15 protein-coding genes are annotated in these 14,686 nt (G+C 27.1%); 10 read left to right on the top strand and 5 right to left on the bottom strand.

What is annotated here, in order from left to right:
- Positions 1–143: 143 nt before the first annotated feature.
- Together dnaN and dnaA are read right to left on the bottom strand one after the other, a co-directional pair.
- Positions 144–1,253: a DNA polymerase III subunit beta gene (dnaN, locus tag LJD32_RS10655; RefSeq protein ID WP_117787760.1), complete on the bottom strand. Its 1,110-nt coding sequence runs from the start codon at positions 1,251–1,253 to the stop codon at positions 144–146.
- Between the two features lie 143 nt (positions 1,254–1,396).
- Positions 1,397–2,728, bottom strand: coding sequence for a chromosomal replication initiator protein DnaA (gene dnaA / locus LJD32_RS10660; RefSeq protein ID WP_119362451.1), 1,332 nt, complete (start codon positions 2,726–2,728; stop codon positions 1,397–1,399).
- A gap of 1,023 nt (positions 2,729–3,751) precedes the next feature.
- Here dnaA and rpmH point away from each other — a divergent pair.
- Genes rpmH through LJD32_RS10685 form a run of 5 tightly spaced genes read left to right on the top strand, consistent with a single transcriptional unit; the run spans position 3,752 to position 6,771 of the window.
- Complete coding sequence (rpmH, locus tag LJD32_RS10665; RefSeq protein ID WP_022002045.1) at positions 3,752–3,886, top strand: 50S ribosomal protein L34; 135 nt, start codon at positions 3,752–3,754, stop codon at positions 3,884–3,886.
- 41 nt (positions 3,887–3,927) lie between these two features.
- On the top strand, positions 3,928–4,269 hold the full coding sequence (rnpA, locus tag LJD32_RS10670; RefSeq protein WP_032091106.1) for a ribonuclease P protein component: 342 nt from the start codon (positions 3,928–3,930) through the stop codon (positions 4,267–4,269).
- Positions 4,266–5,177, top strand: a complete 912-nt coding sequence (locus LJD32_RS10675; protein ID WP_227392350.1) for a YidC/Oxa1 family membrane protein insertase — start codon at positions 4,266–4,268, stop codon at positions 5,175–5,177. Before rnpA ends, LJD32_RS10675 begins: the two co-directional genes overlap by 4 nt.
- 14 nt (positions 5,178–5,191) lie before the next feature.
- Positions 5,192–5,791, top strand: a complete 600-nt coding sequence (locus LJD32_RS10680; RefSeq protein WP_032091104.1) for a protein jag — start codon at positions 5,192–5,194, stop codon at positions 5,789–5,791.
- Between the two features lie 35 nt (positions 5,792–5,826).
- Complete coding sequence (locus LJD32_RS10685) at positions 5,827–6,771, top strand: AEC family transporter (protein WP_032091103.1); 945 nt, start codon at positions 5,827–5,829, stop codon at positions 6,769–6,771.
- 28 nt (positions 6,772–6,799) lie between these two features.
- Here LJD32_RS10685 and LJD32_RS10690 read toward each other — a convergent pair whose 3' ends face one another.
- Complete coding sequence (locus tag LJD32_RS10690) at positions 6,800–8,407, bottom strand: VanW family protein (RefSeq protein WP_227392351.1); 1,608 nt, start codon at positions 8,405–8,407, stop codon at positions 6,800–6,802.
- Between the two features lie 161 nt (positions 8,408–8,568).
- On the opposite strand from LJD32_RS10690, the gene mnmE reads away from it, so the two are divergent.
- The 3 genes from mnmE to LJD32_RS10705 are packed head-to-tail and all read left to right on the top strand — an operon-like array spanning position 8,569 to position 10,953.
- On the top strand, positions 8,569–9,903 hold the full coding sequence (gene mnmE, locus LJD32_RS10695; RefSeq protein WP_106987422.1) for a tRNA uridine-5-carboxymethylaminomethyl(34) synthesis GTPase MnmE: 1,335 nt from the start codon (positions 8,569–8,571) through the stop codon (positions 9,901–9,903).
- Positions 9,869–10,126: a hypothetical protein gene (locus LJD32_RS10700; protein WP_227279114.1), complete on the top strand. Its 258-nt coding sequence runs from the start codon at positions 9,869–9,871 to the stop codon at positions 10,124–10,126. The genes mnmE and LJD32_RS10700 overlap by 35 nt, the downstream gene beginning before the upstream one ends.
- Before the next feature lie 5 nt (positions 10,127–10,131).
- Complete coding sequence (locus tag LJD32_RS10705; protein WP_032091100.1) at positions 10,132–10,953, top strand: mechanosensitive ion channel family protein; 822 nt, start codon at positions 10,132–10,134, stop codon at positions 10,951–10,953.
- A gap of 424 nt (positions 10,954–11,377) precedes the next feature.
- Here the strand turns inward: LJD32_RS10705 and LJD32_RS10710 are convergent, their stop codons facing one another.
- Positions 11,378–12,490, bottom strand: a complete 1,113-nt coding sequence (locus LJD32_RS10710) for a 5-methyltetrahydropteroyltriglutamate--homocysteine S-methyltransferase (protein WP_227392352.1) — start codon at positions 12,488–12,490, stop codon at positions 11,378–11,380.
- 225 nt (positions 12,491–12,715) lie between these two features.
- On the opposite strand from LJD32_RS10710, the gene LJD32_RS10715 reads away from it, so the two are divergent.
- Complete coding sequence (locus LJD32_RS10715) at positions 12,716–12,868, top strand: hypothetical protein (protein ID WP_158556373.1); 153 nt, start codon at positions 12,716–12,718, stop codon at positions 12,866–12,868.
- A 55-nt stretch (positions 12,869–12,923) separates the two neighbouring features.
- Here the strand turns inward: LJD32_RS10715 and LJD32_RS10720 are convergent, their stop codons facing one another.
- Positions 12,924–13,331 (bottom strand): very short patch repair endonuclease, encoded by a 408-nt coding sequence (locus LJD32_RS10720; protein ID WP_117782949.1) that lies wholly within the window; start codon positions 13,329–13,331, stop codon positions 12,924–12,926.
- Between the two features lie 273 nt (positions 13,332–13,604).
- Here LJD32_RS10720 and LJD32_RS10725 point away from each other — a divergent pair, with 273 nt between their 5' ends.
- On the top strand, positions 13,605–14,561 hold the full coding sequence (locus LJD32_RS10725) for an HNH endonuclease (RefSeq protein ID WP_227403818.1): 957 nt from the start codon (positions 13,605–13,607) through the stop codon (positions 14,559–14,561).
- Positions 14,562–14,686 lie beyond the last annotated feature (125 nt).

The raw sequence follows: 14,686 nt of genomic DNA on the forward strand, positions 1-14,686 counted from the left end.
AAATTCAAAATATTGCGCTATATTCGCTATTTTTATTTATGAATAGAAAAATACTTTTTTGATAAAAAAGCTCTTAAAATAAAAATTACTCCCCAAATAAACAATTAAAAGGAAAATTTACAAAAAAAAGAAGCTTTCGCTTCTTAATATGTTCTAACTGGTAAAACAAGTTGTAATAATTCATCAGAATCAAAATCTTTAACGATGAATGGTTTCATTTCTCCAGTGAATAATATTTTTATTTTATCACCACTAAATGATTTAATAGCATCACTTGCATATTTACAACTAAATGAAATAGTAAGTGGTTCTCCTTTATAGAAAGAAGAAGCTAAATTTTCTTCTACTGAACCAATTTCTTGTTGATATGAAGATAAAATAACTTGTTCATTAGACATATCTAATTTCACAATATTATTTTGTTCATTTAATAATAATGAAACACGGTCAATCGCATTTAATAAATCAGCTCTATTAATATCTAATTCATAATCAAATTCTAAAGGAATCAATCGAGCTGTATCAGGATAAGATCCATCAATTAAACGTGTTTGAATAATATTTTTATCAAACACAAATAATACTTTACGTTCAGATACATATAATTCAATAAGTTCATCTTTTTCAATAATCTTACTAATTTCATCTAAACTTAATTTAGGAATCGTAATATTAAAAGTCACATCTTCATCAATAGAAATAATCTTTTTAGCTAAACGATAACTATCAGTAGCAACAACTTCTAAAACATGGTCATGCGCTTTAAAATTGATACCAGTTAAAATAGGTCTTGTTTCTTTATCACTAGCAGCAAACTTTGTTTCTCCAATAATATCTTTTAATACAAGAGCATTCATCATAAAATGAGTTCCTGTTTTACTTAAATCAATACGTGGATATTCAATAGCATCAGTACCATTTAAGCTGTATTCAATTTGACTTCCTTTAATACGAGTAAGTAAACCATCAATAATTTCAATTTCAATATCATCACTATTGATCTTTCTTACAATATCAAAGATATAACGACTATTTAAAACAACTGCTCCTTCTTTAAGGATTACTAAGTCATCATCTTCATCAATAATTGTTTGAATAGTGATATCACTATCACTTCCTGTTAAGATAAGTTGATGAGCTTGTAAATCAAATTTAATCCCTGTTAAAACAGGTAAAGGACTACGAACAGATACAGCTCTTGTTGCTTTAGCAAGTGCGTTTAATAATTTGATTCTTTTAATTCTAAAATGCATATTTGCCTCCTGTTATTTATATATTTAAAAATAAGTCATTATTACTATTAGCATGTGAACAATGTGCATAAATGTAAAATACGTTGATTTTATCAATGTTTTTTATATGAATATCAATGTGCACATATTGTTGATATTAGTCACTACATTGTGCCTAACTTTTGTTTAAGCTTATCTACAGCGAGTTTATAATCTGGATCTTTTTTGATTTTTGTTTCTACTCTTTTACAAGCTTTCATAACTGTAGAATGGTCTCGATTGGAAAAAGTTGTTCCAATTTCACTAAAAGTAATATCCAAAAGTTCCCTCATTAAATACATACATATTTCACGAGGTGTTACCAAGTTTCTCGTTCTATTTTTAGAAATAATTTGACTAATGGTTAAATAATAGAATTCAGCGGTTGTTTTTAAAATGAATTCTTTTGTTAGTGGTTCTTGTGCTTTTTTTATAGTTTTTTGATCTTTAAAGACTTCAGATGCAAAATTCATATCTATGTAATTAGTTGATTCCATGATACTACAGAAGAATAGTCGTTTTAATTGACCTTCTAAAGAACGAATATCATTACAATAATTCATAACCATGAAGTCTAAAACATCATCTGTAATAACTAAATCTGTATTACCTAGATTTTCTATTTTCTTCTCTAAAATTGCCTTTGCTGTTTCAAATTCAGGTGGATCTATTCCAAAAGATAGACCTGATTTAAAACGACTAATTAAACGTTCTTCAATTCCTTGAAGTTCATCAGGCATTTTATCACTTGTAATAACAATTTGATGATTGTTATTAATGATTTCATTAAATATATGGAAGAACATCTCACTACTTTTTTCTTTTCCAAATAAAAATTGAATATCATCAATTAATAAAATATCAAGATTTCTATAATAACTATAAATCTCATCTGTTGTATTTGTTTTTATAGAATTAATAATTTCATCTACAAAATCCTTAGAAGTAATATATCTTACTAATAAATTAGGATTTGTTTCTTTTGCTTTATTTCCAATAGCATTTAATAAATGTGTTTTTCCAAGCCCTGGATGACTATATAAAAATAAAGGATTAAAGTTCATACCAGGTTTAGTTGATACAAGTAAAGCAGCATTTTGTGCCATACGGTTTGAATTTCCTACGATAAAATTAGCAAATGTCATATCAGGATGAAGATGACTATCGATTTTAGGAACCCTTTTTTGTTTAGATTTTTTATATTCTTCTACTTCTAATACTTTGATTTTTATTGGTTTAGAAAAAGAATTAGAAAGAATAGATTCTATTTCTGCTTGTTTTTCTAAAATAGCATCAATATTCCATTTTAATTCAGTGGTGATAATAACTTGATTATCTTCAATTTCTTCTAGAGTTGCAGGTTTAAATAGTGAGTCCAAGATGATCTTATCATCAACTATTTTATTTTTTTCTAAAGTTTCTACACAAGATGACCAGATTTTGTTTAAATCTTGCACAATTTTCAACTCCCTTTCGACTCAATTATATAAAAGATGTGAACTCTTTTAAAGGAAAAATACTGTCTGCACAATAGCTTCACAATTTTATTCACAAAAAATGTGAGAAATATCAATCATTTAGAGTACTTATTCACATTATTCACAACTTCGTTTTTCGCTATGAATTTTATTAAATGTGAACTTAGTGCATATTGTATAGAATAAAAAACAATATGCACATAGCTGTTCACAATAAAAAATACGCTGATATCAGTATATTTTTTACTAATTCACCCATATGAATAACTCGGTTCACCACGTGAATAAGCATGTGCAAAACTTGTCAAAACATAAAAGTTAACAAAAAATGAATATTCACAATGTGAATTTTAAGAAAAAATCCGATTTTTCCTAGAAAAATAGAAGAAATGTAAGATAAAGGTTAAGATGAAATAATATTCACTTTAGGATGTGAATATCTAAAATAAAGAGTTTATTCACATTAGATTAGTGACTATTTTGAATATATTGTATGAATTTTGATACAAAAGTACGTAAATACTTAGAAGTGCACACTTGATTTTAGGGGGAAAAACAAGGATTTATAAGGAGTTGGAGGAAAATGTGAATAAGTTTTTTTATGAGCTTTAAAGAAATTCACATGTTGTGTACGTACTTGATTGAAAAATGTTCACAAATAATGTGCATTTAATAAGAGTTATGCTTAGTGATGGTACTTTTTTTGATAAAAGTACTTCTTTTTATACAATTTTCTATCTATTTCGATATATCACAAGATGTGAATAATAAAGTAAGGAAACTTATTCACAATAAAGAGAATTTTTCTAAATTAAAAAAGTTCACAAAAAAATGTGCAAATAATCATTAGAAATTGTTATTATTATTATTTGTCATCATTAAAAATCATGAATTTAAGAGTAGAAATATAGAATTTAGAATTGACTTGTCACAATAATTCCTATAAGATATAGGAGCATATGTTATTTGTATAAAAAGATAAAAATTTTGGAGGTGTAAAATATGAAAAGAACATATCAACCAAATAAAAGAAAAAGAGCAAAAACTCATGGTTTTAGAGCTAGAATGGCAACTGTTGGAGGAAGAAAAGTAATCGCACGTCGCCGTAAAAGAGGAAGAAAAGTATTAACTGCTTAATGTAAAATCCACTTTTTCGGTGGATTTTTTTCTAAAATTTTATGAAAAAAGAATTTAGAGTAAAAAGAAATGAAGATTTTAGCAAGATTATTGCTAGAAAAAAGAGTTTTGCGAATTCTTGTTTTATTATTTATAAAGATGAAAATCAAATGGGCCACGGACGCGTTGGTATTTCTGTAAGCAAGAAATTAGGAAATGCTGTTACTAGAAATAAAATCAAAAGACAGTTACGCATGATGATTCAAGAATGTTTTCATTTTGATGAAGAAGTTGACTATATAGTAATTGTAAGAAAAAGATTCTTAGATAATACATATATAGAAAATAAAAAAGAATTAGAGTATTTGTACAAAAAAGTAAAGAGAAAGGAGATCAGCAAATGATCTTAGATAACAAAACTAAAAAATATTTTAAAATTATTTGTTTAGTTTTATTTGTTGTAGCCTTAACTGGATGTACAGCAAATCTTGATTCAAGTGGTAAACTGATTGCTAAAAGAGCAATTAATTTAAACACACCATGGTCTATGAAGTCAGGAATTTTTGATTTCTTATTAGTTATTCCTATTTCTAAAAGTATTATTTATTTAGGAGATGTTTTATTAAATAATATCGCTTTAGGTGTTGTATTAATTACTATTTTAATTAATATTATCATTTTACCAATTATGATTAAATCGACAGTATCTCAACAAAAGATGCAATTGATTCAACCAGAAATGGAAAAAATTCAAAATAAATATAAAGGTAGAAAAGATCAAACTTCTCAAATGAGAATGTCTGCAGAAATTCAAGCTTTATATAAGAAAAATGATGTCAGTATGTTGGCTTCATTTACAACATTCTTAACATTACCAATTATGTTTGCAATGTGGCAAGCGGTTCAACGTATTGAGATCTTATATCAAACAAATATGTTTGGTATTAACTTAGGTGCTAAACCAATCGATCACGTATTTAAATTCGAGATTTCCTATATTGTATTACTTGCCATTGTTGCTTTAACTCAATATTTTGCGATGAAAATCAATACAATCATGTCAAAAAGAAATCCAAAATATAGAGAAACATCACAAATGCAATCAATGAACATGATGAATAATTTCATGACATTATTTATCATTTACTTTGCAGCAATTATGCCTGCAGCAATGTCCCTTTATTGGATGACAACAAACATTATTACAATTGTTAGAACATGGTATATTTATATTTACCATGTTGAAAAAGCACAAAAAGAAGTTGATCAAGCAAATACAAATTATTTAACAAAAAGACAAAATAAAAAATAAATAGAGGTATTTATATGAAAACTTATACTGGAAAAACAGTAGATGATGCTGTTAGTAAAGCATGCCTTGATTTAGGTGTAACAATTGATCAATTAAATTATGAAGTTACTTTAGAAACTAAAGGTTTATTTAGTAAAAAAGCTGAAATTGCTTGTTGGACAGTAGAAATGGTTCAAGAATATATTGAAAATCTTATAAGAAAAATCTTAACAGATATGCAATTTGAAGTAGAAACTGTTTCTTATGTTCAAGATGGTAGAATTTATTGCAATATTAATACAAGCAATAACTCTATTTTAATTGGTAAAGCTGGTGTTATTTTAAGAGCAATTAACTTAATTATTAAAAATGCTGTCAGTACAACATTTAAAAAACGTTTAGAAGTAAGCGTTGATATCAATGGTTATAAAGAAGAACGTTATAAAAAAGTTGCAAGTATGGCAAGACGTTTTGGTAAAACAGTTTTAAGAACAAAAGCTGATTTAAAATTAGATCCAATGCCTGCAGATGAAAGAAAAGTGATGCATCAAGAGATTGCAAAGATGGATCATTTAAAAACTGAATCTAAAGGTGAAGGAAAAAATAGATATATGACAATCTCATATGTAGATTAAGCCGCTTATGCGGTTTTTTCTTTAGGGAGGAAATAATGGAAAATTTAATTTTTAGTTTAAATGCGACGGTTCCTGTTTTTGCGATGATTATATTAGGGATGTTATTTAAAAAAATAGGAATTATTGATGATGTTTTTGCATCAAAAATGAATAAATTTGTCTTTTTAATACCACTACCAGTATTACTATTTAAAGACTTAGCGACATTAGATTTTAAGGAAATTTGGGATACGAAGTTCGTCTTATTTTGTTTTTTTATTACCATTTTCAGTATTTTAATAGTAACAATACTTTCTTTTTTATTAAAAAATAAAAAGAATCAGGGAGAATTTATTCAAGCAAGCTATCGTAGTTCAGCGGCATTACTAGGAATTGCATTAATTCAAAATGTATATGGAAAAGCAACAATGGCGCCTTTAATGATTATTGGAAGTGTACCTTTATATAACATTATGGCTGTCGTTGTCCTTTCTTTCTTTTCACCTGAAAGAAAAGGAATAAGTAAAGAAATGTGGATGAAAACTTTAAAAGGTATTATCACCAATCCTATTTTAATTGGAATTGTGATTGGACTTTGTTGGTCATTACTTCATTTACCAATGCCTACAATGTTAGATAAAACAGTCACTTCGATTGGGAATGTAGCTACTCCTCTTGGTTTAATGGCAATGGGTGCTACATTTAATTATAAAAAAGCTTTAGGAGATTTAAAACCAGCCCTTTGTGCTACTTTCATTAAATTATTTGGTTTCTGTACTCTCTTTTTACCATTAGCTATATTCTTTGGATTTAGACAAGAACAACTGATTGCTATTCTTGTTATGCTTGGCTCAGCAACCACAGTATCATGCTATGTTATGGCTAAAAACATGGGACATGAAGGAGTTCTTACAAGTACAGTGGTCATGTTGACAACTTTAATAAGTGGTTTTTCTATTACTATGTGGCTTTATATTTTAAAAACTTTACAATTCTTATAAAAAAATGAGTGATTTTAGTCACTCATTTTTACTGTTGTGTAGTAGTAGGTTCAGCTGGAATTGTTGTTTCCGGTGTAGCTGGAGTTGCTTCAGGTTGTGCTTCAGGTTGTTGTTCAACTTTCATTGTTCCTACTGCAATAATTGCTTCATGACCTTTATAATAACTATTGGCTTCTTTTTTCTTTGAAAGTAATTTACCATCTTTATCATAAACTAAACGATAAGAAACGGCTTTACCACCATTAGATCCAGCTTGTTTAGTTACTTGTTGTCCTTCAGGAATAGTTGCATCATTTTCATATTTTGTGTTATATGCGACATCCCCTGTTCTTTCACTTGTAAACTTCACATAACTTCCATCAACATCAGTTCCAATAATTTTACATGTTAACTTACCACCAGCATAACTTGCTTCTATTTTAATTGGATAATCTCTATTATTTTTAAATTTAAAATCAGGACCACCCCAAGAAACAGTGGCATCTCTTCCAATTGGTACATAACTTGAAATATACGTATGATTTGTTCTTTCAGTTACTTCTAAATTAGCTAAAACAACAGCATTATATAATGTTGAAGAAGTTTGACAAACGCCACCTCCAACTTCTTGAACAGTTTCGCCATTTAAATAAGCTCCTGCTTCACCAAAACCATTTTCTTTTGTTCTTTTTCCAACTGTTTGATTGTAAGAAAATTCTTCACCTGGAAGTAAGATCACATTACATTTTTCACCAGCAAGTCTAACATTGTTTTTTCTTACAGATGAACCATTTACAGTTGTTGTATATTCACCTAAAACATCTTTAAATAAATTCTTTTCTAAATCTTCTTTAGTAATACTTGGAACAATAGCTTTTGCTTTAACTTCAAATTCTTTTCCTTCTTTAGCTTTATTAAAAGCACTAATTGAATCATCTAAATCATATTTAGCACCATATTGTTCAGCTACAATTTTATAATCATTATTTTTATCTAAAGTCGCATTTTTACCTTCCTTAGATAAAGTCTTATAAATTGTTTTCATAACACTTTCATCTTCTGAAACAGATGAAGGTTTAATCTTTAAAGTTTTATTAAAATCATATTCATTTAAAGCAGTTTGAATTGTGTTATAAACATCTTTTTGTTTAACTGCTTCACCACTTTTACCTTTAGTAAAGATAACTTTTGTTTTTTCAACTTTATAAGTTGTAGGTACTAAAGTTGAATAATCTATAATACCTGATTTTTTGATATCTTTATTAAGTTGTTTTTGATTTTTAATATCTATAGAAATGTTTTCATTATGTTGTAGTAAGTAATGATATCCTTTTGTAAAGAAATTATTATATTTCTTTTGAATATTATTGACTTGTTTTTTAATATTGACTTTAACATTATCTTTCATATCTATTTGATACTTTTGATCATTCAATGATAAATTCAATAATAGATTTTTTTCATCCTTTTGATACTGTTTTTCAAGCTGAGTGACAATTTCATCCTTAGACATATTATTTACCTTTATGCCATTAATTGTCATATTCTTGATAAATCCATTACCTGATGCTAGAAAACATAAAATGATATAAATAACCAATATCACTCCTATAACAGCACCTCCGATTATAGGAACTTTTTTATTCAGCTTTTTCATTTTTTCACCCCTATTTGTACATAATAATATATGATTAAAATATAGAAATCAATCGAAAAAAATCATATATCAAAAATAAAAAATATTTGTTATAATGAGGGAGTTATTTATTGATAAAATCAACAAAATAAGATAGTATCAAAAAGAAAGGTGGTATGAAAATGAATGATGATATTATTGTTGCAGTAGCAACATCAAGACTAGAAGCAGCAATTTCAATTATCCGTTTATCAGGAAAAGATGTTATTGCATTTGTTCAACAGTTTTTTACAGGAAAGATTATAAATAAAGAGAGTCATACCATTACATACGGTTATATAAAAGATAATGGTGAAAAAATAGATGAAGTATTAGTAAATATCTATCGTGGGAAAAGAACTTTTACAGGAGAAGAAATGGTTGAAATCAATTGCCATGGTGGTGTTTATATTACAAATAAAGTAGTTGATCTTTGTTTACATCATGGAGCAAGACTGGCAGAACGTGGTGAATTCAGTAAACGTGCTTTTTTAAATGGACGTATTGATTTATCACAAGCAGAAGCTATTAGTGATATTATTACGGCTAAAAATAGTTATGCTTCTTCTCTTGCTTTAAAAGGAATTCAAGGAAGTATTAGTCATTTTATTAAAGATTTAAAAGAAGATTTAATTCAAATTATTACGCAAATAGAGGTCAATATTGATTATCCTGAATATGAAGATGTAGAAGAATTAACAGCAGATAAGCTTTTACCAATGTCTACTTCTTTAATTGAAAAGATGAATAAAATCATTGAAGATTCTAAAAATATTAAATTATTAAAAGAGGGAATTCAAACAGCTATCATTGGTAAACCCAATGTTGGTAAATCTAGTTTACTAAATGCGATGTTAAAAGAAGAAAAAGCGATTGTCACAAATATTGCTGGAACAACAAGAGATGTCGTTGAAGGATCAGTAACAGTAGATGGTATTTTATTAAATATGATCGATACAGCAGGAATTAGAGAAACAGATAATATTGTAGAAAGTCTTGGGGTTGAAAAATCAAAAGAAATGATTAAAAAAGCAGATCTTGTTTTATTAGTTATTGATGGAAGTAAAGAACTTGATCAAGAAGATCAAAAGTTACTTGAACTTACAGAAGATACAAATCGTATTATTATTATTAATAAAGCAGATTTAGGTAAGAAAGTTGATTTAGAAGGAATTGAAATATCAGCTAAAGAACAAGATATTTTAGCGCTTACTAAAGAAATTAAAAAGAAATTTAATTTAGGACTTATAAGTAATCAAGAAGAATATTATCTTACTAATGCTAGACAAACACAATTATTAGAAAAAGCAGCTTCTTCTTTACAAATAGCAATCGATGCGATGAAGATGTCTATACCATCAGATCTTATTGTAGAAGATCTTTATGATAGTTGGTCTTGTTTAAAAGAAATATTAGGAGAACAAGCAAAAGAGGATTTATTAGATGAATTATTTAAACGCTTTTGCATCGGTAAATAAGATGAATACAAATGAAATATTAGCACAAAGATTTTATCGTTTTTTTAAGTATACAAGGAATGTAGCATTAATTGCGTTTATTGTTTTCTTTATATTAAATGCAATTAATACAGGAAATAGTATTTTATATTGGATTTGTTATGGATGTTTAATGGTTTCTATTGTAGGAGCAATGCAATCAGTTTTGTTGTATGTTCTTTCAAAGTATTATAAAAAGAGGTAATTTGAATGGAAAAAATATTTGAACAAATTGATAATTTGTTTGTAAATGGGGTTATTAATGGCATTATTTCAATTGTTATTGCAGGGATTGTTTTAATTGCAATCAATAAATTATTAAATAAGTTTATTAAAAAGAAATGGCCTGATAATTATGTTTTACAAAAAAGAATTAAAAAGATTATTCTCATTACAATCTTTTTAGCAATTGTATGTAGTGAAGTGAAGTTTTTAAAATCATTTGCGACTGCCCTACTTGCATCTGGAGGAATCGTTGCCGTAGTTATTGGACTTGCCAGTCAAGAAGCTGCAGGTAATCTTATTAATGGTGCCATGATTATGGCTTATAAGCCTTATAAGATTGGTGATTTTATTGTTGTTACAGGACATAATGTTAGAGGAACTGTTATTGATATTTCACTTAGACATAGTGTTATTGAAACATTAGAAAAGACACAAATGATTGTTCCTAATGATATTATGAATAAAGCAATTATTGAAAATATTTCACAAATTGAACATGTTAAAGCAAATTATCTTTATATCGATATTTCTTATGAAAGTGATATAGATCAAGCAATCAAAGTGATTCAAGATCTTGTTGTAAAACATCCTTTATTCATTGATGGAAGAAAAGATAAAAAGGATCCATTAGTCCCTGTGATTGTTTCTGATTTAAAAGATAGTTCTATCCAACTAAGAGCAACAATCACTAGTGAAGATAATGTACAAGGTTTCCAAATGCTGGCAGATATTCGTAAAGATTTAGTCACTGAATTTAAAAAGGAAGGTATTGAAATACCTTACCCTCATATGCATATTGTAAAATAGTGTACGCATATTTATTACAAAACAAAAAAAGGAGAAAACACTGATATTATCAATGTTATTCTCCTTTTCTTTTTATAAGAACTGTTAAAGATTATTTATTTACAATATTGACGGTTCAAGAAAGATAACTTATTATAAATACATAATTTGACATTAGAATATGTACAAATTATAAAAATCAGGTACAACTCTTGGTTTCTCTGCTGCGGAGAGTTTAAATATGAGCAGAATAAAAATTAGTTGTAGGACCTTGAATATCAGAGTCCTTTTTATTAGAAAAAATATAAATCAATTAAAAAGCACCTGATTTAATCAAGTGCTTAAACATTAGCGCATAGGCTGCAATAATAATCATAGGGGTAATCCTTCTATATGGTTGTATTGTATGATATAAAGTCAATGTAATAAAAAAGAAATATGAGGATTATCCCCATACTTCTTCAGCAATTTCTTTAACAAGTTTAAGTTTAGCCCATTGTTGTTCTTCTGTTAATTTATTACCAATCTCACATGAAGCAAAACCACATTGAGGACTTAAATATAAACGTTCTAAAGGAATATATTTAGTTGCTTCATAGATTCTTCTTTTAACAAGTTCTTTATCTTCTAAATCAGGTTTCTTTGTAGTAATAAGACCTAAAACAACTTTCTTATCTCCTGATACTTTCTTTAATGGAGCAAAACCACCAGAACGATGATCATCATATTCTAAGAAATAAGCATCTACATTTTCTTCACCAAAGAGTAAATCAGCTACACCATCATAAGCTCCTGAACTAAAGTAAGTAGAATGATAATTTCCTCTACATACATGAGTATTAATTGTTAAATCTACAGGTGCACTAGCAACAACTTTATTATTTAAATCTAATAAAAGTTGTTTATATCTTTCTAATTCTTCTCCTTTTCTTCCTGTTAAACTTACAGCAAGTTCAGGATTAACCATACCACCCCATACACAATCATCAAATTGTAATTGACGGCAGCCAGCGTGATAAATTTCTTGAACAAATTCATTGTATGCTTTAACAACATCGTCCCCAAAAGCTTCTTCACTACCATAGAAACCTAATGTTTTATCTAATAAATCAGCTCCTGTAAAGAAAGCATAGAATTGACCAGGTGAAGGAATTGTTTGTTTAGCTACAGTATTTTCATCTTCTAATGCTTTAACAAATTTAAAATGTTCTACAAAAGGATGATCTTTACAAGAAATCTTTCCTGTCATATAAGTATCATCAATCATAGCTGCTTCACCATCAAACGTTTGATTTCCATCTACAGTCTTTTTATGTTCAACCCCTTCAAATCCCCACATAAAGTCTAAATGCCAAGTAGAACGTCTAAATTCACCATCTGTGATAGTATGATAACCTAACTCTTTAAGTTTATTTACAAGTCCTACAATACATTCATCTTCTACTTTAGTAAGTTCTTCTTTAGTTATATTATTTAATTCATAATTTTTTCTAGCTTCTTTTAATCTTTCAGGACGTAAAAAACTTCCTACAAATTCATATCTATTTAATTGACTCATATTATTCATTCCTTTCAAACTATGTCTTTATTTTATCAATCAAAACATAGTTTGAATAATACAAATAATATCTACTTAGATATAGTTTAAAACTATATTCACCATTGTGCATAATGCACAAATGTATGCAATATTCTCATAACCTCAACACATATAATTTTTAAACTTTCTTACATATAATATAAGTAACAAAAGGGATATAAAATACTAAGGAGGAACAAAATCATGTGTGTAAATTACTATTCATATTTAACAACTAATCAAGCAGATTCTCAACCAGGTTGGGCTAAAAAAGACAGATTCGATTCAAGCAACACAACATTATCAAGAATTAAAAATCACGTTGTTAAAAACTATTTCTCTAAATTATTTAAATAATATATAATAATAAGAAAAACCTGCATCTCGTGCAGGTTTTTTGGTAGTTAAATTACTATTCATCATTTTTTATTTCTTCTAATAAACTTTCCATACGATAATCAAAACATTCTTTTAATTCACATTCCCAAATTACAATAACTTTAATATCCATTTGTTCTAATTGTTTGTAGTGTTTGATATCATTTTGCATATTTTTATTAAATTTATTAATCCAAAATTCTTGATTTGTTTTAGGAATATAGGCATATTTACAATTATAATGATGATGCCAAAAACAACCGTTAATAAAAATAGCAACATTATATTTTGATATGTATATGTCCGGTGTTCCAGGTAATGTTTCAACATTTTTTTGATATCTATACCCTTTATGATAAAGATACTTTCTTACTTTAAGTTCGATAGAAGTATCTTTACTTTTAATTCTAGACATATTGTAAGATCGTTGTTTTGAAACCATAATATTACCTCTGATTTTTTGACATGTAAAGTGCATTTTTTAATATTATAGCACAAGATTTTTTGATAACAGTTAAAATCTTTTATAACAATTTTTATTAAAGTTTTATTTTTGATAGTTATACATCATTATGTATTTGATTTGAGGAATATGAAAAATCCCCTGCTTTCTAATTGTTATTTTCTATAATTATATATGGAAAAGCGATAATTGATAAAAAGTATAATTTTTGGGATAATAATTATTAGTAAATAAGGAATGGGAGGATATGTCATGAGAAGTAAAAAAATAATTTTAGATAAATGCCCTATGTATATGTCGCTTGCGGCAATACATTTAAGTAGTCACGGTGATCCAGGAAAAATATATCTAACTAAAAAGGAAAAAGATTTTTTTGAACCAAATCAAACTACAGAAACAGGTATTAATAAATTAGAATTTAATTCAACAGATAGATTTTATTTTTTGAAAAGTAATATAAAAAAATATTTAAAAGAGTTTAAAGATGAATATTTCAATAATGAATTACATTACTATAAGAAAAATCATAGCAATCCACTTAAAGAAGTAAGTAAAAAAGGTTATGAAGCTAGAATTAATTGGCTAGATAGTTTAGATGAGCAACTATATTTTTCTCCTTATATAAAGACAACAACAAAATCAAGGTATTTTATTTATTGTAATGATAAAAAATATTATGATTTAATTGTTAAATATTCGATTATTCCGTGTTATACATCTATTTTAATTAAAAAAAAGAAAAATGAATTAGGAGGAAATGATTTTTGTTTTGAGTTGCGAAAAAATTCAGATGTAGAAATCGCAGATGAATATAACAAGTCTATTGATGTATTAACTAATAAATGGAAAAATCAATCATTAAAAGAATTGTATAAAAAAACAAAGGATATAAATAAAAAATGCAAGAAAAATACAAATATAAATTTTTATTACAGAGATCAAAAAGTTTGTAGTTTTGTTAAATTAAGAGCAAAAGGAAAGTGTGATTTATGTAATAAACCAGCGCCATTTATTATGGAAAACGGTGTCCCTTATTTAGAAGAGCATCACGTAATACCTTTAAATGAAGGTGGTGATGATTCAATAAACAATGCAGTTGCTCTATGTCCTAATTGCCACAGAAAAATTCATTCGTTAAAAGACCAAAAAGATATTAATAAATTGAAAATTGTTATTGAAGAATATCAAAATTACTATAATTTGGAATAATAACAATATAACTTTAAGTAGATATTTCTTTCGCTAAAGTGAAAAGTTAAATTCCACTTTAAAAAAATGAAAAATAAAAGTAGAATTTACTCTTTCAGAAAGCAGATTTTATAAGAATATTAGGT

The sequence above is a fragment of the Faecalibacillus sp. TM498 genome (genome assembly GCF_020589955.1).
Classification (GTDB): Bacteria; Bacillota_I; Bacilli_A; order Erysipelotrichales; family Coprobacillaceae; genus Faecalibacillus; species Faecalibacillus intestinalis.